Below are 26610 nucleotides of genomic sequence, written 5' to 3' on the forward strand. Positions count from 1 at the left end.
TGCGGCGCTGGACGCTGGTTACGACCTCGATACTTTCCATTTCTACTCCAAGACATAGTCATATGCCTAGGTCTATTCCTAGGCGTTATGAAAAGCACGATGTCCGATTGAAATGGGGGCTGCTCCATTGACATAGCTAAACCGCCAATCAGTACTCAACGCATAGAATGCGTCACCAATACTATCGAGCATGGTTATTAGCGCTTGTCTCGATTTTGCCGCTTCCTGCCTTGTGTTCACCATCTCCGTGACATCGCGGCCAGTGACGTAGAGTACACTCTGAGCGGTCGACCACTGCCCAGCCCATGAAAAGTGGATGATGCTCCCGTCCTGACGGAACCATCGGTTCTCGAAATTCAGAATCGGTATGCCTTTTAGGAGCTGCTTTTCAATGAGTTGCGTGCGTTCTAGTTCGCCCGGAACCAAAAAATCTTGGTACTTTCGTCCTGTAATTTCTTCGGGCGTATAGCCCAGCACTTTCTCCACAGCTTGATTGATGCGAAGGATGGTGCCATCACCGGCTATCAGGACCATCAAATCAACGGAATTCTCAATCAGTGCGGTGTTTGCTGCAGCAAGCTGACTTAGGCGTCGATTAGTCTTAACTTCTGCTGTTACATCCCGTCCGGTGCCGCGATAGCCTTTGAATTCGCCGTCTTGGAATATTGGTTCTCCAGATATCCGGACGTGACACGGTTCAGAGCATTGGCCTCCGTAGGCGGTGTACGTTATATCTCTGAACGGTTCTCGGGCATTTGTTTTTTCAACGTATTCGCGTATTCCCGGGTCGTCCTGATGAATAGCTCTGTCGAAACGAGTCTGGCCAATCAAAGCTTTAGCTGAGAGACCGTATATCTGCTCAATAGCGGCAGACACTGACGTAAAGCGTCCTTCCGCATCAGTCTCCCAGTACCAATCGGACGATAACTTGATAAGGCTGCGAAACCGCTCTTCGCTATGCCGTAGTTGCTCTCTAGCCTCCCGCTCGGCAGTGATGTCGCGCGACACTGCGACAACACCTGTATTGCCTCCGCTGAGTGGTGACTTGATTACCTTAAGCTTGGTACCTAACCAGTAGAATCGTCCATTCTTTGCGCGAATACGGAATTCAACCAGCTTACTCGGGCTGCAATATTCAATCTGCATCCGAACTTCCTTCCGGATTGCCTGCTCATCATCTTGCGAAATGAGGGAATAGACACTTAACGTAGCAAGTTCATCTGGAGCATACCCTAACAAACGTGAAATTGATGGAGAAGCATATCGGAACAATCCGGTACTGGGTTCATGATGGCTAATCAGGTCCGAACTATTCTCAGTAAGGAGGCGATGAGCCGCCTCGCTCTTCGCCAGTTTTTCTAGCGTTTCATGCTGGCTTGTGACATCAACAATGGTGCCAACGTAGCCAAGAAAATCACCGTTATCGGACGTTCTTGGAACACCGGAACCCATCATCCACCGAATTGAACCGTCGCTCCGGACAATACGGTACTCAAACTGGTAGCCGGTTCGCTCTTCTTTTACCTTAATGAAGCTTGGGCGTAAACGTGCGCGGTCATCAGGATGGATGCAAGCAAACCATTCATTGATGTGAAGGCTTGTTTTTTCACCAATCGTAAATTCTGGATTGGCATTCAGAAAAACACAGTGGTCGGACGTATCAGTCATCCAAACCAGTAATTTGGCAGAGTCAGCGAGACGTCGGACTAGCGGTTGCGCATTTGAAATATAGGATGGCATGACAAGTAGTTGTCGACCTTATAGCGCGATGGTTACAAACGCATAGTTTCTATAGAGAAATCAATATACCCGGTTGGCGTATCGTTTTCCATAGACGCTTTTGCAATTTTGCACTGGCAGCGATAACAAGAGATATGACTTGGCCTTGAGCTGGCAAGGGATGTCTAACCGCAGCAGTCAGGCGAACGGCGTCACCCTATTGAGGAGTCATAGACGAGAAAAGGGTGGGAGCGACTGGCTCGTAATTTGCAAGGCTTCAGGTGTCTCCTCCCCCCAACGGGGATTTAGCCCATGCACGCTCCCATCGGCTGCAGTGCGTGGGCTTTTTTATGCAACGACCAAACAGTTGAAAAGTAAAAAGCCCACACCTTTGCAAGTGTGGGCTTTCTCCTGTCTCCTCCACCTCTCTACGGAAATGGATTCTTTCGAACTGCCCAATGACTTTGCTATAAGTTGTTTCAGCGCTCTATTGGGGAAAACACGTATCAAGGAGCGCAATTTTTTCTAGCCCCGGTTTGGGAAACCAACTCCGTCATACACATTGCAGACTGGAATTCCATAGGACTACGGTAAGCACTCTTCAGATTTTCGGAGGTTAGCAGGAGCGGTGTTTGGTGAACTGCTCCGCCAAAAATTGACTGCGCCACAGGTCGAATGAAGGTTTCAAAGGCTTTGAAGAGCTCCAACGTATCTGCGTCCGAGCTGTCAATGTTCTTGAGTTGTGAAAGCGTATCAAGGGCTTCACGTGAAATTAAGCATTCCCTTTCGTGCGCGCCGATGTTGACTGAGAAAGTAACGCCATCCGGAGTCGGACGTACGGGTGTTGTATTGTCCATAAATTCCTCCTGGCTATCGCGTTTCGATTGAAATTTTGTCGCGCACATTTGTTCTACTTACATGCTAGACCACCCACGATATGCATTTCATGAAATGCAACAAGCCGATACAAGATTGTTTGCAGCAATCAGCTAATGCGACCGGCGAACAAAAACCGAATCTAGCAACTTGGCCCTTTCAGTTTCTCCCCTGTTTCTGTGGCCAAATCTGTGGAAAACTTATGAAAGCAGATGCAAGTCATTGAAAGATATAAATTATTTTCCAATGTGCAAAAAAGAGGCAAATGGATAATTCTGTTTTGAATAGTCAGTCACAGCAGACTCGGTAAAGCCATAATTTGATTTACATTGGATACAAATATCAAGGTAATGCCATGACCTTATCAAATCAGACTGCTAGGAAACTAGCAGTTGCTGTGGCGATTTTTGTCTTCGCTATCGATATTGCGACCAAGGAAGCCATCTTTCGCTCCTTCGCCTTACGCGAATCGGTTGCGGTAACATCTTTCTTCAATCTCGGACATTGGCTCAACCCCGGCGCTGCATTCAGTTTTCTGAGTGATGCTGGAGGATGGCAGCGCTATTTCTTCTCCGCACTTGCCTTTGCTGTCATCGCTTGGCTTGGCACCGGAATGCTTTTCAATGATTCGCTGACAAGAACACTACGCGTTGCGTTTGCTCTCATCGTGGGCGGCGCTGCCGGCAATCTTTACGACCGGATGGTCCGAGGAGCGGTGATTGACTGGATAGACTTGCATTGGGCAGGGTGGCATTGGCCTGTCTTCAACCTCGCCGACTGTGCCATCGTAGCCGGAGCAATCACTTTGGCTACGGCTAAGGTACCAAACACACCCAAGAATGAAAAATCTGCAGTACAGAGCTAGGAAACCTAATACGGCAATACTTCAATGAAGGGATGGCAGCCCTTAGCTTGTTACGGCCTTTCTAGGCGGTCTTCATTTCAGCGGAGGGCAGTTTTCTTCTTGGGTGGCGGCCTTGCTTTTGCTCCTCAACTTCTCTCAATGCGAACTTCACATCAGAGAAAGTCTCAGTACATATGAGTCTACACAGCACTGTGAGCACATGGAGTATCCCACTTTTACATCACAGCAATCATTGCCACTTGGGGGAAAAGGATGGGCACTCGTTCTTTTGTGGCCAGCACTTGCACTGTGTCTTGCCGGCTTGCTCTGGATATACACAGAGAGCGAGATTAAGAGAATCAAAGTTGAAGCCGTCAGTCAGGTACAAGAACGCGCCACTTCGACAGCTGACTCCTACGCCCAACAGCTGGGTCATATGACCGAGCAAATTAGTCAAGTAACGCTACGGCTCAAGCATCATTGGGAAGACCCAAATATTCCTGTAAATTTGGAGAAGGACCAAGAGTATGGGCTTTTTCCTCCCAGCCAGCTTCTCTATGCAAACATCTTTGATGCCGATGGCGATTTGGTGACTAGCACCATTCTGGGTGCCCCTCGCAGCGGAAACATCGCACACCTTCCTTACTACAAAATGCACCAGGTTAACTGTTGCTTAGGGCTGCTGATTTCTCCGCCGAGTCCTAGTGTATTGCTGGGCCGTTCAATTGTGCGCTTCTCCAGACGGTTGAATAATCCTGACGGCAGTTTTGATGGGATAACAGTCGTGTCGGTCGAACCTGATTACCTAGTCACGTTTCAAAAGAACGCCCTACAAGGCGAGAATGACTTTGTCTCAGTTCGGCTAGCCACTGGCCCTCTAATTGCAAGCAAGGTAGGCGGCAGCGACAACGCATCTACACCAATTTTCTACCGTACCGACCCTATTTTCCAAACACGTGAGGGAATAGTTCTTGAGCCGGTGGAGCGATTCAAGGACGGACATGCGCGATACGTCGCGTGGAGAAAAATTGATAACTACCCTCTGGTTGCTCTCGCTGGATTCTCGCTCGCCAAAGCCACTGCTTATGTCGACGACCAGACCCGAAAATACCGTGACTTCGCAGCGCTAACAACCATTTTTCTATTGGTCTTTGGATTCGGTGCCGCTAATTTTTCTGCACATCATGTAACGCGGAAGAGAGAAATTGATGAGACGCGTGAAACCTATCGTCTCGCTACCGATGTCGCGAACGAGGGCTTTTACATGTTGCGCCCTCTTCACGACACCAACGGTAAAGTCATTGATTTCAGACTGGACGATTGCAACAACCGAGCTGCAGATTTGGTTGGCACAACTAGGGCGAGATTGCTTGGAAAGACAGTCTCTTCACTGAAGTCGACATCGTTCAGAGAAGAGCTCCTGCGCTTATGCCATCTAGGTCTGACAAAGGGTTTTGCAGAGGAGGAAATTAGGATTCCGTCGCAAAGTCCGTTTAGAGCAAGGTGGGTCTACCGACGCATTGTACGGTCCCGTGCTGGTCTCGCCCTTACCGTCCGAGACATTTCAGAGGAAAAGGAAAAGGCTCAAGAGCTCGCACGACTCGCGAACAACGACACACTGACCAAACTACCAAACCGAAACTGGCTAAACAACTATCTGCCAACCGCGGTTGAGCGCGCGGAGAATGGGACTGCCCATCTCGCCGTGCTGTTCATCGACCTGGACAACTTCAAGAACGTGAACGACACCTTGGGCCATGAGGCCGGTGACGAGCTTCTAGTGCAAGCGGCCGAGCGACTTCGGGATTCAGTACGGGTTAGTGACCATGTCGCACGGCTTGGAGGTGATGAGTTTGTCGTAATCCTTGACCACATTGACGTCGTCGAAGACGTTGCCAAGGTAGCAAAGGTCATCATCGATAAGATACGCCTGCCTTATACGCTAACGGCAAGCATGGGCAATGAAATCAACGCCTCGATTGGAATTAGCGTCTACCCCCAAGACGGAGATAATGCGGAGCTGCTCCTGAAGCATGCCGACGTCGCCATGTATGCTGCCAAAGCCGCGGGTAAAGGACGCTATGCGTTCTACCATACTCATTTGTCTGACTCGCTCATTCTCCGGCTCGGCAAGGAACGAGCGCTGCGTGAAGCCGTTGAAAATGATGAATTCGTAGTGCATTACCAACCGCGCGTCGGGCTCGTTTCAGGACGACTTACCAGTATGGAAGCGCTGATACGCTGGCAGCGCCCTGACCGAGGACTGGTGTACCCCTCCGAGTTTATCGACGTCGCGGAGGACATTGGCCTCATTGTCAGCATCGGTGAAATTGTCATCGACAAGGTCTGCCGTCAAATTGCAAGATGGAAGGCTGAAGGTCTGACGGTAGTGCCCGTTTCGGTGAACGTCTCATCACATCAGCTCAAATCCGGCACCCTAAGCCCATTTATCCGAGCCTGCGTCGAAAGGTATGGCATTCCAGCAAACACCCTTGAGGTGGAACTTACCGAGTCGGCCGTGATTGACAGGAGCACTGTTGTGACGAAAGAGCTGGCAGCACTACGGGGACTAGGCATCAAGTTGATGATTGACGACTTTGGAACCGGCTACTCCTCCATGGCCCAATTGCACAGACTTGACGTCGATGTCTTGAAAGTCGATAAGGCGTTCACCAGAGCACTATCGGAAGGCGATGAGGGACGGCTTCTGTTTGGCGCCATTATGTCCATGGCTAACGCCCTCAACATGTGTGTCGTAGCAGAAGGTGTCGAGACTTCCGACCAGTTGGGAATGCTACGGTCCCTGGAGTGTGACGAAGTCCAGGGCTTTCTTGTTTCGAAGGCTGTGACAGCCAACGACATGGCAAACTTGTTAATCAAGCGGTTTCTGCTTCCTGGGTCACGCGGTCCAGGGCGGCTTATGCCTGCCTGATTATGCAAACAGTCATGCTCGACCTAGGCGCCCATTACCATTGGTCGCGACGTAGGTAGGTATCCGTCGAATTCGTCAGGAAGTGCGAATTCGTCAGGAAGTGATGTCCGAAAGGACTGCGTCAAGTTGATTGAGGGCGAATGGCTTGCCTAAAAATGAATCCAATCTCAGGTTCCGCGTGGCCCTTCTTTGAGTACTACTGGTCCCCACAATCTTCACTGCCGGATAGCGGTGACGAAGCGACGTCAGGCAGTCAACGCTGCCACCCGGAGGTAGCAACTCGACGTCAAATATGACAACGTCGCAGGCGGTCGTCTGTAAAACTTCATCTATGTCCGACGTTATTGAAGCCGGAACGGCATAGTGTCCTTTTGCGGTTGCCATCTCCGCAACTGTATCGGCGACAATCTGGTTCTCGTCGACAACGAGAACACGCAATCGTTTTGCTGAGGTCATTCCAAAGAGGACGAAGAAAAGGGAGCGCAAGAATGCGGCCTTGTTTCCAAGAAATCACGGATGACATAAAGCGTATAGGTTACTAGAAGTTCATCTTCGTATTGGCACACGCACCAGAACTGAAACGATGTCGTTATATGCCAACTGAAGCGTTGCAAGTGGTGGCCTGCCTACTCATTTTTACGGCAATCAATGTAGAATTACGCCTCTGGAAATTTCCCAACTTATTGATTCTACGAAATATTTCTTGAACGCCCCATTGAGACGGCCATATTCAGAAATTTCTTGAAAAGAGTTCTTCTCTGTACCACATAACCGTACGGGGAAATGTCAGTAACGCTCGAAAGGATTCGAGACCCCACCCCAGCGCCGTGAGCGTCTCTATCCATTTTTTGCCTTCAAAGTAACGCGAATGTCAGTAACGATTCCTGCCGAGTTTCAGGTTAGCTCAGCTACGTCCCTAGACAATCTCATTCTTGAAAGCATTACCGACTTTGCGGTAATTGCAATGGACTCTGCTGGTCACGTTTTGCGCTGGAACGAAGGCGCCTGTCGGATTCTGGGATGGACGGCGGAAGAGATGGTCGGACAGCACGTGTCTCGATTCTTCACGCCGGAGGATGCGGCAGTACACCAGCCCCAGAAAGAGATGCAGCAAGCTCGCTTATTCGGACGCGGCATGGACGAACGCTGGCACGTCCGCAAATCGGGAGAACGCTTCTGGGCGTCCGGTGAAATGATGCCTCTGAAGGGCAATACTGGCCAGCTTATCGGGTTCGTAAAAGTCCTCCGCGACCAGACCGAACAGAAGCTTGCCATTATCGACATCGTTGACCAGAACGAGCAGCTCGAAGACAAAGTCACGACTCGAACACAAGAACGTGACCGCGTCTGGCGTAATTCCCTCGACTTGATGCTCTCGATTGGAGCAGATGGCATCGTGCGTACTGTCAATCCTGCGTGGACCTCGACACTCGGCTACGAGCTGAATGAACTGGTCGGCCAACACTTTGCCCCCTTCGTGCATGTCGACGATATACCGGCGACCAGTGACGCCATCACAACGGCATCCCGGACCCCTGTTGAGCGTTTCGAGGTTCGACTAAAGCATAAGGACGGCTCCTATCGCTGGTTTGCCTGGCGTGCAGCACCGGAAGAAGGCATTGTGTATGCGAACGGACGCGACATCACAATCGAGAAAAAACAGGCCGAGCAATTGCGTCTTGCCAGCAGAGCCCGACTGCAACTTGCCATGGCGGCCGGTGAAATGGGCGCCTGGGAATGGAATATTCAGACAAACACGATTGTGTGGCTGCACGGCGCCGCAGCAGTACACGGGATTGCTCCAGCTGATGAAAACATGGTGTTCCCCGTTGAACACTATGTCGAACATGTCCATCCGGACGACAGGCGAAAGCTAGTTGATGTCATGGAGCGTGCCGTCTCGGAAGGCAAGAACCATCATGCCGAGTACCGTGTTGTCTGGCCCGATGGAAGCGCTCACTGGATTGAAGCGCGTGGCGAGATGTTCTTCGATGAATCAGATAAGCCTGCCTATATGGTCGGTGTCAGCGTCGATATCACGCGACAGAAGCGTTCTGAACAAGACTCGAAATTCCTCGCTCACGCCAGCAACGAACTTGCACAGCTGATTGACCCGCAGAGCACGCTTGACCGCCTGGCATATCTTGCTGTGCCGTTCTTTGCTGACTGGTGCGCCATTGACATTCTGGAAGGCGAAGACACCCTGCGCCGGGTTGCAGTGGCACACGTGGACCCATCCAAGGTCAGGCTTGCCTTGGAAATCCATCACCGCTTCCCTCCTGACCCGAAGTTATCACAAGGCATCTGGAGCGTGGTTCGTACCGGTCGGCCACAGATGGTTCATGAGCTGACGGACGAGCTACTGGCCCAATACATCAAGGAGCCAGAGCGCCTGACCATCATGCGGGAAGTGGGCATCCGCTCATTCTTGTCCGTGCCGCTGACTGCACGTGGTAAGACTATGGGCGTCATCACATTTTTCGCTGCTGAATCTGGCCGACGTTACGAGCAAGCGGATTTGATATTGGCTGAGGAGCTCGGCCGCAGAGCCGCAATTGCGATAGAAAACGCTAATCTCTATCGTGCAGTCAAAGAATCTGACCAGGCAAAGGACGTGTTTCTCGCGACCCTCTCCCACGAACTGCGTAATCCTCTTGCCGCAATCGTGAGCGCATTGAACCTGTTGACGATTACACCTGATGACAAGGAAAAGGTCACAAAGTACATCAAGATGATGGAGAGGCAAGCAGGCCATCTCACGCACTTGGTAGATGACCTAATGGATGTTGCCCGCATCTCTAACGGAAAAATCGAACTCAAGAAGGAAGCATCAAGCCTTGCTGGCATTTTGAACAATGCCATTGAGACATGCAGTACGCAGATGGAGAAAGGGGGACACCGCCTTTCGTTAACGTTGCCTGGTGAAGCCACACCGATTCATGCAGACCATGTTCGCTTGACACAAGTTTTCTCAAACCTATTGTCGAATGCAACAAAATACACCCCGACTGGCGGCCAGATATCCGTCATCCTTGAACATGTCGACTCAGATTACGTTGTATCGATACGAGATACCGGTGTTGGCATCCCATCTGACATGCTCAAGAACGTGTTCAACCTGTTCACCCAGGTCAATCATCCACTTCAGTACAGCGAGGGCGGGCTGGGTATTGGGCTGGCCTTGGTTGAAGGCATCGTGTCGCTTCATGGCGGTAAGGTCGAGGCATTTAGCGATGGCTCAGGAAAAGGAAGCACATTTATAGTCAGGCTACCTTTGGATATGCCCTTGCCAGCCTCTGCCAGTGAACTTGGCGGAATCCTATCAACTTCGGCGGTCCAAGCAACAGAGAAGAAGCGTATCCTCGTCGTTGACGACAATGTGGATGCAGCTCTGACGACCGGAGAAATCCTGCGCATACTCGGACACGAGGTCGATATTGCACATGATGGGCTCACGGCTGTCTCAGCGGCTGGTGCCGGCAATCAGGACATCATCCTCATGGATATTGGTTTACCTGGTATCGATGGCTACGAAGCTGCGCGTCGCATTCGGGCACAGCAACAAGGAAGCACATCGCGGTCGTTACTCATTGCTGTTACAGGATGGGGGCAAGAGAAAGACAAAGAGCTTGCCTTTGACGCTGGCTTTGACCTGCATTGGGTGAAACCAGTCACATTGGAAAAGCTAAAAGAACTTTTGGAAGCGTCCAACCTTCAATTTTGAAGCCTAGATGCATTCCATGGACATAAAAGACATTGCTTTTGCAGCAAAGTAGAACTACCAACGCCGATGACGTTGGTAGTCCAATTGGTTTCACGCTTACTGGTACGAACAAAATTATTTTGCGGTGAAGTTAGTCAGCCATTGCAGGTTTTCTTCGAGCTGCCAAGCTTCACCTCCGGATTGCCATGCCGGCTGAAGGGTGTCTTCGCTACTGCCGCAGCCAGCCGAACGCATGTAGCAGTGGTCTGCCAAGCCACTGGTCATCCGGAGTTGCTGGACCATATGCCAGCCACTACCGTTTGGATTGACGCAGCCGTTTGCCGTGAGACCACAATTAAGCCCGGTCACTTCCTGCATTTGGCTGCGGACAGTCAGTTGATTTCCACCCATAAATTCATCGGCTTCGCCGTTGACGATGCGTAGACGGTCATTGGGCAGCACGTGATTTCCGTTGGTCATACACTGTCGTAAATCTGTGGAAGCATATTGCACACCGGTGCCAAGCCCGTATGCCGCTTGCACCCGTGCGTCATAGTTCTTCGCCAGGACAGCCATAATAGAACCTTGACTGAAACCACCGACCACTAGCCCCTTACGGCAATCTGCTCCCTTGCGAGAGCAGATTTGGGTAATCGCACTTGCGGCATTATTAGGGTCGAAGATGCACTTCGATTTTGAGCCGATGACGTCACAGCTACCAAAAGCCGAATTACCGTACTCGACGGTGGCTGCGACATAGCCTTTTGCTGCCATCCTCTTGACAGCTTCAAGAGCCGAAGCATTGGTAAAATTTTCCCAAGTACCCACCATATATACAAAGACCGGGTGTTTTCCCGGCGTTGTCGGCTCCATGCCCACGATGTTATATGTACTTGAGCACTCGCCGCCGGAAGGGCTAGCACCGTTATATGTCATCGCAAAATTCGTCTGAGCCCATACTGCAGTACTCAAAAGAACTCCAGCACCAAGTACCGCCACCTTCTTCGTATATTGCATTAACTTTTGTCTCATCTCCGTCCTTGTCTCGTTTTTTTGATAGCCGTCATCTACCTGCGAATCACATGGGCAATGACGCACGACATACAGCAAATCGCATGCCGAAGATAAAACGTGAGACAGCAATGTAGCTAGGCTGGACGACGTGATTTTGGACTTTCGTCAAAGTTGAGGACAACTGTTTCGCACAACGAAACCGAGAGACGTTTCGCGTCAACCGCTATCTGCGTGAGTGCAGGCTTCGTCTTGGAAGCCCTTAGGTAGATTGTCACCATTCTGCTGTGCGCTCTTAGCCCATCGACACGCCTTCACAAAGTTCCCCTGTCGATAATGCGCTTGTGCGATATTTACCCGCGCGTCCCGTACTCTGGGTGAGACGTCCAGCGCTTTGTATGAGACCTCACGACTCTCGTCGGCACGTCCTTGAAGTAGAAGCAGCCGGCCATAATCGACGTATGTTTCGGGTGCGACGTCGTCTTTGTTGAGCGCTTGGCGATAGAGCGATTCAGCAGTCTTTACATCTTTATCGCGACGTTCGACGATAAGCGCAAATCCGTGATAAACATCTGCGTACTCAGGGTCGAGAAGCCAAGCCTGATTTAGCTGGGATATGGCATTGGTATAGTCTTTCTTTTCTAATGCATTCCAACCCGTAATAAGGAGCTCCCGTGCTCCCTCTTGTCTTGTGAATCCACGTTTCTCGTAGGTGGCTACAAGCGCTTTCTCCTCATTAGCAGAACTACGCCTCGCCTGACCGCCAAACATCGGCATCAAGTACGCCGGCGCCGATATGCTTTCCTGGAGGACCGGTAAGGCAACCAGAAGAGCGAGACACAAAGCTTGCTTACGCATAGCCAACCGCTTCTATGAAGGTTCATGCATAAAGTAGGAAGCGAGGCTACATTCGACGGAGACCAATCCAGAGAAACTCTTTAGCGGCCGGGTGTGACTGGCCGCAGTAAGGGCAAGATATCCTCCCAAGTCTCTCGGCTCTGGAAATCGTCGGAATGAGCCCAACAGCGTGATACCGTTTTCTACATGATTTGTTTACACACAATACAACGTCACCTGCATGAGGCTTCTCGATTCGACTACCCATGCTTAGCCTCCGCAGAACTTTTGTACTCTTGAATGCAGGGTAACCGTGTGAGTTAGACCGGTCAGCTAAATCGATGTTTCAACGGTAAGAGAATGTAAAGAATGACAAGTTTGCAGAGATATGTCTGAGTAGGCGCAATAGAAGGAACGCAGAGAAACATCTCTATGTCTGAAAAATGCTTGTCAGAAAGTGTAAAGGCAGAGGTAAAAATGTTGACTACAGTCAACATTTTTACCTCTTCTATTTGTATCATTGCTGGTTGAAAGAGACTACGTCGCCTAGTAGTGACAGGCATGCAAAAATGACAATAATACTAACGTGTCGAAGCCGGAAATGCCGCAAGCAATTTTGTGTATCGGCCTATGAGATGCATCCCGCACTTTCTTGCGTGCCGGGTCAAGTCGTTTGCCCATACTGTGCGAACGTCTCAAATGCAGACCCAGCCCACGTCTATTTGGCACGTCCGATGCCAGTTGGTGAGACCAATATCTATTTCACGGACAAGAAGGTGGCATAGCCCTCTTTCTTAGCCCGTCTAAGAAAACAATAACTGGGCTTGGTGAGCCGGCAAGGGTCTTGAGATGTAATACCCTTGAGCTTCATCACAGTTGAGCTCATGGAGGATTTTCATTTGATTTTCCGACTCGACCCCTTCCGCAACAACTAGCATTCCTAATGCATGCGCCATCATAATCATGGCTGTGACAAGCACCTTACCTTCTTCATTTTCAATCGTGGCGGTAAAAGCTCTGTCAATCTTCAATACATCTAAATCAAGTTCTTGTAATTGAGAGAGCGAGGAATATCCTGTTCCAAAATCATCCAGACAAAGCTTGATACCCACATCGCGCAGCGAGGTCAGGACGTTTACGTCATGTCCTGTTTCCTGCATCATCATCGATTCGGTTATCTCAATTTGAACCCATTCAGGTTCGATGCTATACCGCGTAAGTGCTGAGGTGAAAACATCGAGCATGTTCGATTCATTGAACTGCCTTGGCGACACATTGATAGATACAGGCACGATAGATTTCCCGGCGCGTGCCCATACCGAAAGCTGCTGGCACACCTTTTCAATAATGAGGGTGCCGAGCGGAAGAATAAGCCCCGTACTTTCTGCCAAAGGTATAAATTCAATTGGACTGATAATCCCCTTTGTAGGGTGATTCCAGCGTACTAGGGCTTCCATGCTCGAAGCGGACCTATCCTGGATATTGACCCGAGCCTGGTAGTACATTTCGAATTCATCAAGCTCAATAGCACGACGCAATTCGATTTCCCGATTCAAGCGATTCTTAAGAGCTTCGTAGAAGTGATGCTGGTAAAACTGGTAGTTGCTCTTTCCTTCCTTCTTTACAGCATACATTGCAATGTCGGCATTCTTGAGCAGTGTTTCAGCATCGGTACCATCACGTGGATAGATGCTGATGCCGATGGACGCACCGATAGTATGGTTTTGGCTTGCCAAGTGAAAGCCTTCTTTAAAAACATTCAGAGCTCGTTCGGCGACGCGTTTCACATCCTCGTCTCGGCCAGCCCCTTCAACGAGGACTACATACTCGTCTCCCCCGAGCCGAACGACATGGTCGTGAGGTCTGACGGTCCTTTTTAACCGGCTAGCAATCATCTTGAGTAGTTCGTCTCCGGCCGTATGTCCGAGTGCATCATTAACTGCTTTAAATCCATCAATATCGACGAAAAGCAGTGCAATCGTAGTATTAGATTCCTTTGCACGTGCAATTGCAGATGGCAAGTGGTTCTGTATCCAATGACGATTAGGCAGTCCTGTCAGGGCATCCTCGTTACCCCGCCTTTCGAGTTCCTGGAGATGAGCCTTGTTCTCGCTTATATCGCGTATGGTCACCGCCAAGTCGTCGCCGGAGCGAACCGCTTTGTAGTTTATCCATTCTGCATCTAGCCGGTCACGCTCGGACACTTTGACTTCGCTTTCGTGCACTCCTTTTTCGAGCGCTTCCTGAAGACGCGCAAATGCCGCCTCCTTCACTGCTCCTTGGTAGAAATCGGAGATGGTTTTACCGATAAGGTCATGGCGTTGTAACTTGAATATCTCTGCGCCGCGATTATTACAGTCGACAACAAGGTAATCATAGATTCGGCCATCCTTGTCACGTAACGGCCGATTGATATAGAAACCATCTACGCCTTCTTCGGTCGCAGCACGATACGCTATGCGTGCTGATTCCAACTCAGATTTCCTGCGCAGGAGGACGTGCGCAAATCCCATTGCCATCAGGGTAAATACAGCTAACCCAAGCGTGTTCCAATAGGCGTTGGCTAGCGCATTGCTCCGCTCGGATTCGAAATGAGCAAGCATTTCCGCTTCATCTAAGCCGACGATTGCAATGAGTTGCGTTCCTTTTACCTTCCGCCATGCTACAAAACGATTTCGCTCGTCTGCGAACCATCTTTTTCCTTCTAGTTGCGTAACGCCTCGTTCACTATCTGCATCGGGATAAAACGATGTCACCGGGTCTGCTGATTGAACTGCAGTTACCTTATTACCTATCCGAGCGACTCGTATCTGTTTGTCTACGCCAAGGACTCCTAGGTAACCGTGCTCACCAAAGGTGGTTACTGAATAGTTTGCCGTTAAAAACTCTGGGCGAATACCCGCAACTACGACTCCTTTAAAATCAGTGCTTGTTGGATGAAGACGCCTAGACAGCAATATGACTTCCTCATTGGAAAAGCGCCCGCGCATGGGCTGGCCTATCAGCAGTTGGTCCTCAGTTATGTACTTATGAAACTGAAAATATGGTCTGTCAGAGACGGTAAACTGCGACTTACTCGGGTGAGAGCTAGTGAGGACACTTCCTTGCTCACCAAAAATGGCAACTACTACGACGGCATCACGAGGAAATATTCCTACTTCGTCAGCCTTCTCGAGCTTAGTGGCACCTTTCGATAAATCCCAGTCATGCCGCACGTGAATAAGAATGCGGTTGAAACCATCAATTGTTCTATCTAGGCGTTCAGCGTAGCTTTGAGCCAACCCTTCTGCATGAGCATAGATATCTTTTATCGCCTGGAATTTCTTGCTTTCAAGAGTATTCAGAAGACTAGACCACGCGATGGCTGCCAGAAATAGTGAGATGAGCGGCAGCATCACGACAACAACTAGGTGCTGCCGCTGCGACAGAATAGGTAAGATGCGCCGCCGCAAGAAATGTGTAACAGCCGTCATGGTTGATGCATTGATTTTGGAATGCACCTAGGCATATCACGTTCGTGCCGTGCATTTGAATGGATATTCTCGCATCAATTGTAACGTGAGCTGGAAGTAAAGCCGTTTACTAGAGACAGCCAGCCAATGCCAAAGACTATGGTTCTCGGCATTGCTTTAGTGCACGAGCATCAAGCCAGCAAACTGAAACCACTTTTAAGATACATCAACCTGCCAACATAATAGGAGTAATCTGGCCGCATAATGTCTTCGCAAATGACGTACTGGTGCAGAAGAGTACTGCAACCATCGATGTGAAAGACTCCGCTATGCATAAAAGTCTACGGGTTTAGCATTGCAAAGATTCCAATCTGAAGCGGCACTCAGGTCGACATCTCTTTATCGAGCCCGCGCATAATAGTCAGTTCTTCCTTTTTACATGTTTACAAAGAAAAACCCGCATTGGCAGAATTGCATGCGGGTTCTTCTTGTAAGTGACGGTACTTCGATTAGGGCACCCTCATCGTACCGTGGATGGTAATTCCTGGTTCAACTACAACGGGCGGAGGTGCTGGAACATAGACCGGCGCAGGTGCGTAGTAACCATGACGCGGTTCTTTGCATTTGCGTTTCTCTTTATATTCCCCATCCTTCTTGAATTTTCGCTCGACCTTGCAGTTGCCCTCCCAATACTCTTCTTTGTATTCACGCCGGTCATGGCCATGACCACGCCCCTTACCGTGCCAACTTTCGTCTTTGTCCGAGTCTGCCAGCGCAGATATAGGAAGAAGAATCGCTGCAGAAAGTAAATAGATAGAAAGATTTTTCATCGTCATTTGAAGGTTTTTCTTCCCATCCTAGCCACGTCTACTCCGTTGAACTAGAACTAGGGTGCAAAAACGGTAACAAGGTGTTTCTTCATCTAACAGTAAATTTTTTTCTGTAAATGATTCTACGTTTTGTAGAATCTGCTACATGCATGATGACGAATCTAAATGGCTGCTGCTGATAGCGTCTTTACCAACTTCAGGAGCGACTATTCGAATGCGCCTTTGGCGAGGTATTAAGGGTCTCGGCTGTATCGCACTGCGAGACGGCGCTTATCTTCTTGTTGACTGTCAAGAACACGCAGACGCTTTGGCTGAGTTTGCGACCCAGATAAACCGTGAAGGTGGACAGGCGTGGGTACTTGACGTTGTGCCGCGGTCGGAGAGCGACAACCAAGCATACCAAGCGCTGTTCGACTGCTCTTCCAAACACGTCGAAATAGTTCCTGGATTGACTCAGGCTCGAAAAGCGCTTCCGCCTCAAACACCGGCAGAAATCACAAAGACCCTCAAGCGTCTTCGCAAGGAACGCGATGCCATCCTGCGTAACAATTTCTTTTCAAACCAGGCTTCCCTCGATGCTGAAGCAGCTTGGGCTGATTTCGAGGAAGCAGCCACTGCTATCCAAGTCTCACTGAATGGAAAGTCGTGCATAGAAACCAGCGACAGCCATATTCTGGATGCTGGGCGAGTCGGAGTTTGGACCAAGGCTGACAGCGTCACCTTGTTCGACGACTTCGCGTATGACAGCCTTGCCAAGCAATGACTAATCCGCTCCTGACACGAATCCTCTGGGTACGGGGCCTCCGAGCGTTTGCTGACGGATACATCAGCCTGCTGCTGCCGATTTACCTCATTTCACTCGGAATGGGGCCGCTCGAAGTTGGCGTCATTGCAACGGCGACGTTGCTTGGTTCCGGCATCCTCACGCTAGTTGTTGGGCTGCATGCTTGGCGATTCCAATCGCACACCCTGTTATTAGCCGCTGCTGCTCTCATGGCTGCGACGGGGGGCGGCTTTGCAACCATCAGTGGTTTTTGGCCCTTACTGGTCGTAGCAGCAGTCGGAACGCTCAATCCGTCAAGCGGGGACGTCAGCGTTTTCCTTCCGCTTGAACATGCATTGTTGTCGCGTGCCGTGCCGGACAAGCAGCGGACAGCAGTGTTTGCGCGCTATAGCCTGATTGGGTCGCTGCTCGCCGCGGTCGGCGCGCTCTTCGCAGCTGTTCCGGACTATGCAGTAACCAAACTTGAAGTCGACAGGCATTTGGTCATGCAAGCGCTGTTTGTCCTGTATGGCCTAATAGGCGTAGTGTGCGCCCTTATCTACCGCCATATTCCCAAGCATGCAGACACCGGTGAGCAGGTAACTGCGGCGCCTCTGCGTAAATCAAGAAAAATCGTTTTTACCTTGGCCGCGTTATTCAGCCTTGACTCGTTCGGGGGCGGCTTTGTGGTTCAGTCGCTCGTTGCCCTGTGGCTGTATCAAAAGTTCGAGCTGTCCACCATTGTGACGGGAACGATTTTCTTTTGGACCGGGGTGCTGTCTGCTTTCTCCTACCTAGTTGCGGTCCGGATTGCCAACCGTATCGGACTGGTCAACACTATGGTGTTCACCCACTTGCCGTCCAGCATTTTCCTGATGCTTGTTCCCTTCATGCCGACGCTCGGATGGGCGATAGCCTTGCTTCTGGCAAGAAGTGCGCTCTCCCAGATGGACGTCCCGACACGGAGCTCCTATGTCATGGCTGTTGTTCCACCAGAAGAACGCGCCGCCGCGGCCAGTGTTACCGCGGTACCTCGAAGTCTGGCGTCAGCCATCAGTCCTATGATAGCTGGCTATATGTTGAGCGCCTCCGCCTTCGGCTGGCCGCTGGTAGTCGCCGGCGGCTTGAAGATTACCTACGATTTGCTGCTATTGGCGATGTGCAGAAAGGTGCCACCGCCCGAGGAAGAAAGACCTGTAAGTTAAGTCGGCGGCCAATTCTTCCTTCCAAACCCTTGGATTGTCAGGGCTTGCCGGTCAGATAATGAACTTCAATCGTGGAGTGCACAATTTCCTCATGTATCGACAACTCCTCTCGAATCTTGTTGGCGGTAAGACTCGTATCCTCGGTAACTACGCTTAACGCGCAGGAATAGAAACGCTGGCCAACTTACCAGACATGCAGGTCGACCAGCTTGGTCTGCTTGATGCTGTCTTTAGCCTCAAGGCGTGCCGACGGTGTCCTTTACAAAGCCAAAAAAGAAGGCCGTATTCAGGTTGTTGCATCAGAACAAGAAGCCTTACCTATTTGATGTTTTTTTCCTCTCTCCCTCAGCCACGTCAATCAATCCTAGTGCACGGGCCATCGTAGCCATTACTGCGACAAGGACTCTTCTCCCGGCGATTTCTATTTTTGCTGGAGCGACCTGCCAATCTTCAGTACATCGAAACCAAGCTTCTACTGCAGTTGCCGCAAAGAAGGATATCCCATATTCTTTGGTTCATGTGATGTAGCCATCAGCCTTGTCTAATGGTTGACTGCGCCCACATCAAGCGTATTTCCAAAATTCTTCTGTTGGAACCAATCTGACATTTGTACGTCATTTGGACTATCTACAGATTCAAACACAACACATAAAATTCAAACTGGATTTCATAAGTGGTGACTAATTGAGTACGAGCGAAAAACCAGCATTTCCTAGCTCAACCCAATAGCAGCCAAGTTGAAATCCTTGGGTACCAACGTACCCTATAACCATATGCGTCGCATCAGGCGATTCTCCTTCGGAGGGGATGTGTACGTTCCATGGTCTTATAAAAAAGGAGACGCTATGTTTAACGAGCAATTTATGATAGGGAAACCACTCTTGCTGGCCCTAATTTTGGCGGGAAGCGCCGATTGCGTTTCTGAACGTTTAATTGAAGCGGCCCTAGAAAAGAACACAACCATAAGTCAGAAAGGTAGTGATATTGAGCAGGTCGGATTCACGATTCAAGCGGCGGTTGCGGTAGCCAAGCAGGAAACTGACGAAAGCGAAGACAACCTTATAGCAGTTTCTAGCTTCAAACATGCTATTCACTAACTAAGTCATTTTGAAGAGTGGCATCGCTTTGGCTGGACAACACCAGCATCAGTGAGTAATAGAAAAGAAAACCTTGTTCCATATTGCGGACGTGTCAGTCTCGTATGAGATGAAAACCGCTGTGTCACCAGCCATCGTGCCCGCTTGGCCAGAGAGATATGGTTCGCTCGGAGCTATTGTTACCAAGCCCTCAGGGTTCACCTTCAGCTTCCATGGCGAGAGTGACGCGTATTTTGTTTTAGCGCTTCGTGTGACATCGGTGGCCTTTCCCTGGGCTTCAACAATTTCAACTTGAAGCTGAACGCTGCCGCCCTGTCCAATCTGAATAACGTTCTTGCGAAAAGCAGCCATCGCTGCAGCATCGCTTTTGAATGTCATTCGATGCAGGTCCGCCTCGCCGAGCACCATATTGTTATTGACACGTACGCGTAAAGAGGAGGCTTCCTTCTGCAAGTCACCTGCAAAACTCTCTATGCTGGACATCAAAGAAAGTGCCGGCAAAGCTTTCCAAAAGATAGGTCCAAGACGATTTAAAAAGACGGTTATAGATTCCATTTCGTTCTGGATAACGGTTAGAACAGGACCATTGCTTTCATTATTTCAGAAAACTTGGCGCAATGGTTCAGTCAGTAGAATCCCAAGCTTTTACCACCACCAAGCAGGTAGATATGCCAAGTCCAGCTGCGACGCTCGCACCATGGACTATGAGCAAAGTGTATTGACGCAAACCCTTCATGGACGAAGGGAAACTACCCTTCAATGATGCAAGGCATCATAACACTGCTAGATTGCAACGGATTCATATAGGAAAACTATTGTTGCAATAGACAATTCCTCTCAACAAGTAGCTTCCACGCATCATTTCGCTATGTTGGTTATCCTTGATTTGCATCAGTTAGTTACTGATTATTGGTGAACCTGCATAGTTTTTTACTATGTTGAGCTTTGAAGGGTGGCAAAGGGGGTACTTCATTTAACCGGAGGACCCAATGACTACTTCTAATAATATCGTCCAAGACGAACCCATTGTTAAACCAGACGACTTGCCCGCAATAGCCAGGAACCGGCGTCAGTTTATTATCAGAAGCACCGCAGCGGCAGCAGCTCTTGTTGCCGGCCGCGCCTCGACGCAAGTCACAACCGGCAATCCACTGCAGCAAACGCCATCTGCATGTACTACGGTCACCGATTTACCCACTCCATTGCGGCCAGACCCTCAAGATGCCTCACATGTCTTTAGCGCACCTGAAACAGTGCTTGCATTCCGAAACCATGGCATGCAAGCCGAGCTGTTAAGTCGGCCAATTACCCCTTTGGGCTGCCATTACCTGCTCATCCATTTTGATATTCCCGACCTTGAAGCGAACGGCTACTCAGTGGCTATTGGCGGACGTGTCAAACAGCCATTCAGCTTAAATCTGGACGACATCAAATCCGGACCGAAGACGACGCAAGCAGTAACGATGGAGTGTGCAGGCACGGGGCGTTCAACTCTACACCCGCGCGCAGTCTATGTCCCCTGGTTCAAGGAAGCGATAGGCACCTATCAGTGGGGCGGCACTCCATTGCGCCCTTTCCTTGAGCAGGCAGGCTTGCTCGAGGATGCTGTTGAAGTACTCTTCACGGGCTGGGATACAGGAATTGACCTGGGGGTTGAACATGCCTTTGAACGTAGCTTGCCCATAGAAGACGCCATGCGTGATGACGTCATGCTGGCATGGGAAGCAAACGGGCAACCCCTGTTGCCACAACATGGTTTCCCGCTGCGCTTGGTCGTTCCTCATTGGTACGGGATGGCAAGCGTCAAGTGGCTGCGGGCAATCACCGTACTCAATCAGCCATTCAAAGGCATTGAGCAAGAAAAGGTCTATCGGTACCAGCAGCAAAAAGGCGAGCGTGGTGAGCCTGTACAAGTCAAGCGGGTACATTCCGTCATGCGGCCACCCGGTATTCCGGACCTCATCACTCGTCAGAGATATGTTGCGCCAGGGACCCATATGCTGGAAGGGATGGCTTGGTCGGGCTCCGGCCGCATCACAAACGTACAAGTGAGTACAGACGACGCCAAGTCCTGGAAAAACGCAACCTTAGTGCGCGCGCTGGAGGACCGCTTTGCCTGGATGCACTGGCACTTCGAGTGGACTGTCAGTGAACCGGGAGACTACATCCTGGCATGCCGGGCTACAGATGAGGAAGGGAATCAACAGCCCATTGACCCAAATGACCAATGGAATAGGCAGGGCATGGGGGTAAATGGGGTTCAGCGTATTGCTGTTACTGTTCAGGAGGGCATCGGCGGTGCACAACCGGATGTGCCATCGAAAGCTCGCGTCGCAGTAAAGGGAGCGGAGGCGCCTATTATTCCAAACGTATCAAACCAGATAGCGAAACCACGCTGAATTCAGGTGACAGCGGTTTGTATATTGGCCATATAATCGGTAGAACCTCCCTGAGTCCACCGCGGCGTTTGACGTGTGCGGTGGTCCGTTCGCCCGCTGCCTTTCCTCATGGGCAGCGGGCGTTTTTTATTGCGGCGCAAAAAATTCATTATGTATCTTAATGATTGATGTCACTCACAAGTGTTAGCTTAGATATCCCCATGCCACAAAGCTACGGTTATTTAACAAACCGCAGCCACTGCAGAGGTTAAAGCTCATAACGGAAAATAAATAGATTCAGATTAGCATTCTCGGGCTACCGCAAAAACGTGTCTCAGCCACATCGCCTAGGAGGATTTTTCCTTCGCTATTGAGACTAAGTGCTTTGAGTGCGGCGCCGTATAGCCGACAAGCCATTAATTTCGCGTGGCAACGTTTGTATCTATTGCCTTGTGTTGCATGCAGGTATTTCGCCTGTTACAGGCCCTGTTTGACAAAATGCATTGCGTCAAATTTCATGCATGCTATATTTCCGTATCCCTTGGGGAGTAGCCGGCTTCTTACAAAAGAAGTGCCTGTATCAACATACTCGGTAGGTAGTTTGTTACCGTGGTGCAGGCGGCCGTCAGGTTGGCGAGACCATTGGCATGCAAAGCACGATGAAGGTCGGGCTGGTTTTGCATGCCATTGTCTTTGTCCCGACCTGAAAGTGACCAATGAACGTACTCTCCACTGTTTTCATTGCTTTAGCAATGTCCACCGATGCTTTCGCGGCAGCAGTTGGTAAAGGCGCTGCCCTCCATAAACCCAGACTTCAGGAAGCGCTTCGCACAGGAGCCATCTTCGGCGTCATTGAAGCACTGACGCCAGTGGTAGGCTGGGCGATTGGCCAAGCCGCTGCTCCCTATGTTGCAGCTTGGGACCATTGGATTGCGTTTGTTCTTCTCGGCGTACTGGGTATCCGAATGATTCATGAAGGTTTTTCGACCGCGGAAGAGGAAGTGGAGAAACCTCGAACGCATTCGTTTTGGATGCTGGCTGTCACCGGATTTGCAACCAGCATTGATGCGATGGTGGTTGGCGTCAGCCTGGCCTTTATGGATGCGAACATCATCGCCACCGCAGCCGCGATAGGACTGGCTACTTTCACAATGGTCACGCTCGGCGTGATGGTAGGCAGGGTGCTGGGCGTTATTGTTGGGAAAAGAGCGGAAATTATTGGTGGAGTGATTTTGATTGTTATTGGCGGACTCATCCTTTACGAACATATTGGGCATGCCCAAGCAGTGTAGGCGGCTACTTTCAAGTGCATTATTGGGAGGTAATCAATGCATAAGTCGATTCCCATACGGATTTTCCAGCCGGATGAAATGGAGTTGGCCGGCGCGTTCTTGCAGTCCTTTCGAATGGACGGTGAAATCTCCGCTGCGTTTATCTACACGAAGTCGAGTCCTAATCTTGTGGAAAAACGGGGAGGTCTGTACATTGCATTTCCTGCTACGTACCACCTCGACTTCGAGAAAGTAAAAGAGCGGTACACCGTACACTCTGCCGTTCAGGGCGAGCAGGTAAGTGTATGGATAAAGGATACCGACATTGAAGAAGTTGTGTCGTATATAACTGACCACATCACGAAAGTGGCCTAACCCGCAGAAGCAATTGCGGTCTCATCTCTTGGATTACTCCAACTCATCTTTCGTTTCATCCAGCCCGACTTCGTGACTCATTGCAGCTGCAGCCAATTTGCTGGCCAGCTCCGGGACGGCTTCCTTTCGCTCACTGTATCGGCTCGTCAGGTAATCCGAACGGTCTCGCACAAGCAGGGTGAACTTGAATAGTTCTTCCATCACGTCGACCAGACGCTCGTAATACGACGACGGTTTCATGCACCCGTTGTCGTCGAACTCCTGATACGCCTTGGCCACCGACGATTGATTCGGAATGGTCACCATCCTCATCCAGCGCCCGAGAACTCGGAGCTGATTGACCGCATTGAAGGACTGCGACCCACCGGACACCTGCATAACTGCCAGAGTACGTCCCTGTGTCGGACGAATGCTCCCGATTTCCAGAGGTAGCCAATCAATTTGGGACTTGAACACACCTGTCATAGCGCCGTGGCGCTCGGGACTACACCAGACCTGCCCCTCGGACCACTCCGATAGCTTTCGGAGCTCCTGAACCTTGGGATGGTCCGGGGGGCAGCTGTCGACCATAGGGAGCCCGTGAGGGTCAAAAACCTTCGTTTCAGCGCCAAAATGCTGCAAGATACGCTCCGCTTCCAAGGTGAGAAGACGGCTGTAGGACTTCTCGCGCAGTGAGCCGTACAGCAGCAGGATGCGCGGCGGATGCGTAGACACCGTCGCTGCATCTAGCTTTTCCTGAGTCGGCACGTCGAGATGCGGGGCGCTGACGTTGGGAAGGTTTGATAGGTCAGCCATTTCCTTTGACCCTCTTGCCATCGGCGTCGATAACCACTTCTCCATCCTCCTTGCTGAATGGACCTTTCTGCGGCAACGGGAGGATGTCGAGAACTGCCTCGGACGGGCGGCATAGACGCACGCCGACCGGGGTAACGACGAAAGGCCGATTGAGGAGAATCGGGTTGGCCAGCATAGCGTCCAGCAGTTGCTCGTTCGTTAGCGCCGGGTTGTCCAGGCCGAGCTCGTCATATGGCGTACTCTTTTCCCGGATGGCTTCGTGCACCGTCAGGCCGGCTTTCGCAATTATTTCCTTCAGTTCTTCCCGGCTAGGTGGCGTGTTCAGGTACTCGATGACCTGCGGCTCGACACCGGTATTTCGGATGAGCGCGAGGGTGTTGCGAGACGTGCCGCAGCTAGGGTTGTGGTAAATCTTGATATCCATGGGGTTATGCCTTTGCTTCGTACCAAGTCTGCGAGCGGTTGACGACACCAACGACTAGCAGCATTACAGGGACTTCGATGAGAACGCCGACGACCGTCGCCAAAGCAGCGCCGGACTGAAATCCGAATAGGCTAATGGCGGTAGCTACTGCCAGCTCAAAGAAGTTAGACGCTCCGATGAGACTGGATGGACCAGCAACGCAATGGGCGACGCCCAACTTCCGGTTCAGGAGATACGCAAGACCCGAGTTGAAGAACACCTGAATCAGGATGGGCACCGCCAAGATGGCGATGACTAGCGGCTGCTCCGTGATTGCTTCACCCTGGAAGGCAAACAGGAGCACAAGGGTGAGAAGCAGCGCCGAAATCGAGAACGGGCCAAGTTTTCCGACCGCGCGCTCCAAATGACCCGGTCCCTTGGCTAGCAAGGACTTGCGAATCAGCTGCGCGAGGATGACCGGCACAATAATGTACAGGCCAACCGACGTAATCAAAGTGTCCCACGGCACAGTGATGGAAGACAGTCCGAGCAAAAGTGCGACTAACGGAGCGAACGCCACAATCATGATGGCGTCGTTGAGCGCGACCTGGGACAGCGTGAAGTACGGGTCACCTTTGCAGAGTTGGCTCCACACGAAAACCATGGCCGTGCACGGAGCGGCTGCGAGCAGGATAAGCCCCGCAATGTAGCTGTCCAGCTGGTCCGCCGGAAGCCATGCAGCAAAGACGTGGCGGACGAAAATCCATCCGAGTAATGCCATCGAAAACGGTTTTACCAGCCAGTTGATGGCGAGAGTTACGCCGATACCGCGCCAATGCCCCTTTACCTGCGAAAGCGCACCAAAGTCTATCTTGATGAGCATTGGGATAATCATCACCCAGATGAGAATCCCGACGGGGATATTGACCTGTGCAACTTCGAGCTGTGCGATTCCTTGGAAGACTGACGGAAATGCTTTTCCCAGGAGGATGCCGGCAATAATGCAGAGGGCTACCCATATGGTTAGGTAGCGCTCGAAAAACCCAATTGCCGGAGCGGCGCCGTCGGTGACAGCAGTAGTGTGAGACGTAGTCATTGTGGTTCGGAAGATGAATGTGCCGCGCCTCGTGAAAGCACGGCGGTAGAACGAGTTAGGCGGGCGTGACGGGTGTATCCCCAATCTTCTTGATTTCCTGCTGAATGGCGTGCTTTTCGAGCATGTTGAGCGGCAGGCTGACAAATGCATTCATGCGGGCCATGATTTGCTTGAAAATCATTTCGAATGCGTCGCGCTTTTCTTCATCTGTGCCTTCAACGGCTGCCGGGTCTTCGAAGCCCCAATGCGCAGTTGCAGGATGGCCGGGCCAAATAGGGCATTCTTCACCTGCAGCGTTGTCGCAAACCGTGATGATGAAGTCCATATGGGGTGCACCAGGAGCGGCAAACTCATCCCAGCTCTTGCTCCGCAAATTGTCGATTGGGTAACCAGTCTTCTTCACCTGTTCGACGGCGAACGGATTGACCTTGCCGCCAGGCTTGCTTCCAGCGCTGAAGCCCTGAAAGCGCCCATGTCCCATAGTAGTTACGAGTGCTTCTGCCATGATGGAACGTGCGGAGTTGCCCGTGCAGAGAAACAGCACGTTGAAAGTCTTGTCGGTCATGATTTTTCCTAAGGTTCTTGGATAAGGCGCCGCCGCATGCAGACAGCTTGCGACGGACATAAACTAGAAAATTCGGCTGTTTTCTGTAGTTCAGACGGTGCCGCGTGGCGCTCGATGAGTTCATACCCACGGCGCTCGAAGAAATCGGCTGCGGTTGTCGTGAGCAGGTAGAGGTTTTCCACGCCGGTTCGCCGAGCATGCTCCTCTATGGCGTCGGTCAATTGCTTGCCAAGCCCGGTGAACCGGTTTTCCGGCCGTACGGCGAGGGAGCGCAAGAGCGCATCTTTGCCGTATCGCTCCAACCCCACTAACCCAAGGACAGACCGCCCACCTTCCGCGACCAGGAAATCAACGAGGTGCGCAGTGGTCAGGTCTTGGTGCGGGAGGCCGGCGTCCTCGAGTAAGCCGAGGACTGCCGGCAGGTCTTGTGATGCGGCGAACCGAAGCGGGGTCATGGT

Annotated in this window: 22 protein-coding genes and 1 riboswitch; of the genes, 9 read left to right on the plus strand and 13 right to left on the minus strand. The window is 51.0% G+C overall.

The window, feature by feature from the left end:
- Positions 1 to 78: 78 nt before the first annotated feature.
- Positions 79 to 1740, minus strand: a complete 1662-nt coding sequence (locus tag IGW03_RS25130) for a PAS domain-containing protein (RefSeq protein ID WP_228536075.1) — start codon at positions 1738 to 1740, stop codon at positions 79 to 81.
- Between the two features lie 485 nt (positions 1741 to 2225).
- A complete protein-coding gene (locus IGW03_RS25135; RefSeq protein ID WP_194725281.1) occupies positions 2226 to 2576 on the minus strand; it encodes a DUF1488 family protein in 351 nt (116 codons plus the stop codon).
- Positions 2577 to 2950: 374 nt separating this feature from the next.
- On the opposite strand from IGW03_RS25135, the gene lspA reads away from it, so the two are divergent.
- Positions 2951 to 3460, plus strand: coding sequence for a signal peptidase II (lspA, locus tag IGW03_RS25140; RefSeq protein ID WP_194725282.1), 510 nt, complete (start codon positions 2951 to 2953; stop codon positions 3458 to 3460).
- 199 nt (positions 3461 to 3659) lie between these two features.
- Entirely contained in the window at positions 3660 to 6371 is a 2712-nt protein-coding gene (locus tag IGW03_RS25145; RefSeq protein WP_194725283.1) for a bifunctional diguanylate cyclase/phosphodiesterase, read from the plus strand.
- Between the two features lie 93 nt (positions 6372 to 6464).
- Here IGW03_RS25145 and IGW03_RS25150 read toward each other — a convergent pair whose 3' ends face one another.
- Positions 6465 to 6857 carry a response regulator gene (locus tag IGW03_RS25150; protein WP_194725284.1) on the minus strand — a complete coding sequence of 131 codons (393 nt, stop codon included), beginning with the start codon at positions 6855 to 6857 and terminating at the stop codon, positions 6465 to 6467.
- A 382-nt stretch (positions 6858 to 7239) separates the two neighbouring features.
- Here IGW03_RS25150 and IGW03_RS25155 point away from each other — a divergent pair, with 382 nt between their 5' ends.
- The gene (locus tag IGW03_RS25155; protein WP_194725285.1) at positions 7240 to 10095 is read left to right on the plus strand and encodes a PAS domain S-box protein; all 2856 of its coding nucleotides are present in this window, start codon (positions 7240 to 7242) and stop codon (positions 10093 to 10095) included.
- 114 nt (positions 10096 to 10209) lie between these two features.
- Here the strand turns inward: IGW03_RS25155 and IGW03_RS25160 are convergent, their stop codons facing one another.
- From IGW03_RS25160 to IGW03_RS25175, 4 genes are all read right to left on the minus strand, one after another.
- Entirely contained in the window at positions 10210 to 11091 is an 882-nt protein-coding gene (locus IGW03_RS25160) for a hypothetical protein (protein ID WP_194725286.1), read from the minus strand.
- Positions 11092 to 11304: 213 nt separating this feature from the next.
- Positions 11305 to 11943: a tetratricopeptide repeat protein gene (locus tag IGW03_RS25165; RefSeq protein ID WP_194725287.1), complete on the minus strand. Its 639-nt coding sequence runs from the start codon at positions 11941 to 11943 to the stop codon at positions 11305 to 11307.
- 782 nt (positions 11944 to 12725) lie between these two features.
- Positions 12726 to 15395 (minus strand): bifunctional diguanylate cyclase/phosphodiesterase, encoded by a 2670-nt coding sequence (locus IGW03_RS25170; RefSeq protein WP_194725288.1) that lies wholly within the window; start codon positions 15393 to 15395, stop codon positions 12726 to 12728.
- Positions 15396 to 15883: 488 nt separating this feature from the next.
- Positions 15884 to 16210: a hypothetical protein gene (locus IGW03_RS25175; protein WP_438943678.1), complete on the minus strand. Its 327-nt coding sequence runs from the start codon at positions 16208 to 16210 to the stop codon at positions 15884 to 15886.
- 139 nt (positions 16211 to 16349) lie between these two features.
- Between IGW03_RS25175 and IGW03_RS25180 the strand changes: the two genes are divergently transcribed.
- From IGW03_RS25180 to IGW03_RS25190, 3 genes are all read left to right on the plus strand, one after another.
- Positions 16350 to 16967 (plus strand): Chromate resistance protein ChrB, encoded by a 618-nt coding sequence (locus IGW03_RS25180; protein WP_194725289.1) that lies wholly within the window; start codon positions 16350 to 16352, stop codon positions 16965 to 16967.
- Positions 16964 to 18172, plus strand: coding sequence for an MFS transporter (locus tag IGW03_RS25185; protein WP_194725290.1), 1209 nt, complete (start codon positions 16964 to 16966; stop codon positions 18170 to 18172). Before IGW03_RS25180 ends, IGW03_RS25185 begins: the two co-directional genes overlap by 4 nt.
- Before the next feature lie 845 nt (positions 18173 to 19017).
- On the plus strand, positions 19018 to 19269 hold the full coding sequence (locus tag IGW03_RS25190; protein ID WP_194725291.1) for a hypothetical protein: 252 nt from the start codon (positions 19018 to 19020) through the stop codon (positions 19267 to 19269).
- Between the two features lie 48 nt (positions 19270 to 19317).
- Here the strand turns inward: IGW03_RS25190 and IGW03_RS25195 are convergent, their stop codons facing one another.
- Positions 19318 to 19824 (minus strand): hypothetical protein, encoded by a 507-nt coding sequence (locus IGW03_RS25195; protein ID WP_194725292.1) that lies wholly within the window; start codon positions 19822 to 19824, stop codon positions 19318 to 19320.
- A gap of 434 nt (positions 19825 to 20258) precedes the next feature.
- Between IGW03_RS25195 and IGW03_RS25200 the strand changes: the two genes are divergently transcribed.
- The 3 genes from IGW03_RS25200 (at position 20259) to IGW03_RS25210 (ending at position 23293) form a co-directional block, all read left to right on the plus strand.
- A complete protein-coding gene (locus tag IGW03_RS25200) occupies positions 20259 to 21668 on the plus strand; it encodes a sulfite oxidase (protein WP_194725293.1) in 1410 nt (469 codons plus the stop codon).
- Between the two features lie 517 nt (positions 21669 to 22185).
- Positions 22186 to 22354: riboswitch (yybP-ykoY riboswitch) on the plus strand.
- A 9-nt stretch (positions 22355 to 22363) separates the two neighbouring features.
- On the plus strand, positions 22364 to 22939 hold the full coding sequence (gene mntP, locus IGW03_RS25205; RefSeq protein ID WP_194725294.1) for a manganese efflux pump MntP: 576 nt from the start codon (positions 22364 to 22366) through the stop codon (positions 22937 to 22939).
- A gap of 36 nt (positions 22940 to 22975) precedes the next feature.
- Positions 22976 to 23293, plus strand: a complete 318-nt coding sequence (locus IGW03_RS25210; RefSeq protein WP_194725295.1) for a hypothetical protein — start codon at positions 22976 to 22978, stop codon at positions 23291 to 23293.
- 33 nt (positions 23294 to 23326) lie between these two features.
- Here IGW03_RS25210 and arsH read toward each other — a convergent pair whose 3' ends face one another.
- From arsH to arsN2, 5 genes are read right to left on the minus strand one after another with little or no spacing between them, the layout of a single operon-like run.
- Entirely contained in the window at positions 23327 to 24088 is a 762-nt protein-coding gene (gene arsH, locus IGW03_RS25215) for an arsenical resistance protein ArsH (RefSeq protein ID WP_194725330.1), read from the minus strand.
- Positions 24081 to 24512 carry an arsenate reductase (glutaredoxin) gene (gene arsC, locus IGW03_RS25220; RefSeq protein WP_194725296.1) on the minus strand — a complete coding sequence of 144 codons (432 nt, stop codon included), beginning with the start codon at positions 24510 to 24512 and terminating at the stop codon, positions 24081 to 24083. The genes arsH and arsC overlap by 8 nt, the downstream gene beginning before the upstream one ends.
- Before the next feature lie 4 nt (positions 24513 to 24516).
- Positions 24517 to 25587: an ACR3 family arsenite efflux transporter gene (gene arsB / locus IGW03_RS25225; protein ID WP_194725297.1), complete on the minus strand. Its 1071-nt coding sequence runs from the start codon at positions 25585 to 25587 to the stop codon at positions 24517 to 24519.
- A 55-nt stretch (positions 25588 to 25642) separates the two neighbouring features.
- Positions 25643 to 26152 (minus strand): arsenate reductase ArsC, encoded by a 510-nt coding sequence (locus IGW03_RS25230; protein WP_194725298.1) that lies wholly within the window; start codon positions 26150 to 26152, stop codon positions 25643 to 25645.
- Positions 26153 to 26160: 8 nt separating this feature from the next.
- Positions 26161 to 26607 carry an arsenic resistance N-acetyltransferase ArsN2 gene (gene arsN2 / locus IGW03_RS25235; RefSeq protein WP_194725299.1) on the minus strand — a complete coding sequence of 149 codons (447 nt, stop codon included), beginning with the start codon at positions 26605 to 26607 and terminating at the stop codon, positions 26161 to 26163.
- Positions 26608 to 26610: the final 3 nt, after the last annotated feature.

The organism is Noviherbaspirillum malthae (genome assembly GCF_015352985.1).
Taxonomy (GTDB): Bacteria; Pseudomonadota; Gammaproteobacteria; order Burkholderiales; family Burkholderiaceae_D; genus Noviherbaspirillum; species Noviherbaspirillum malthae.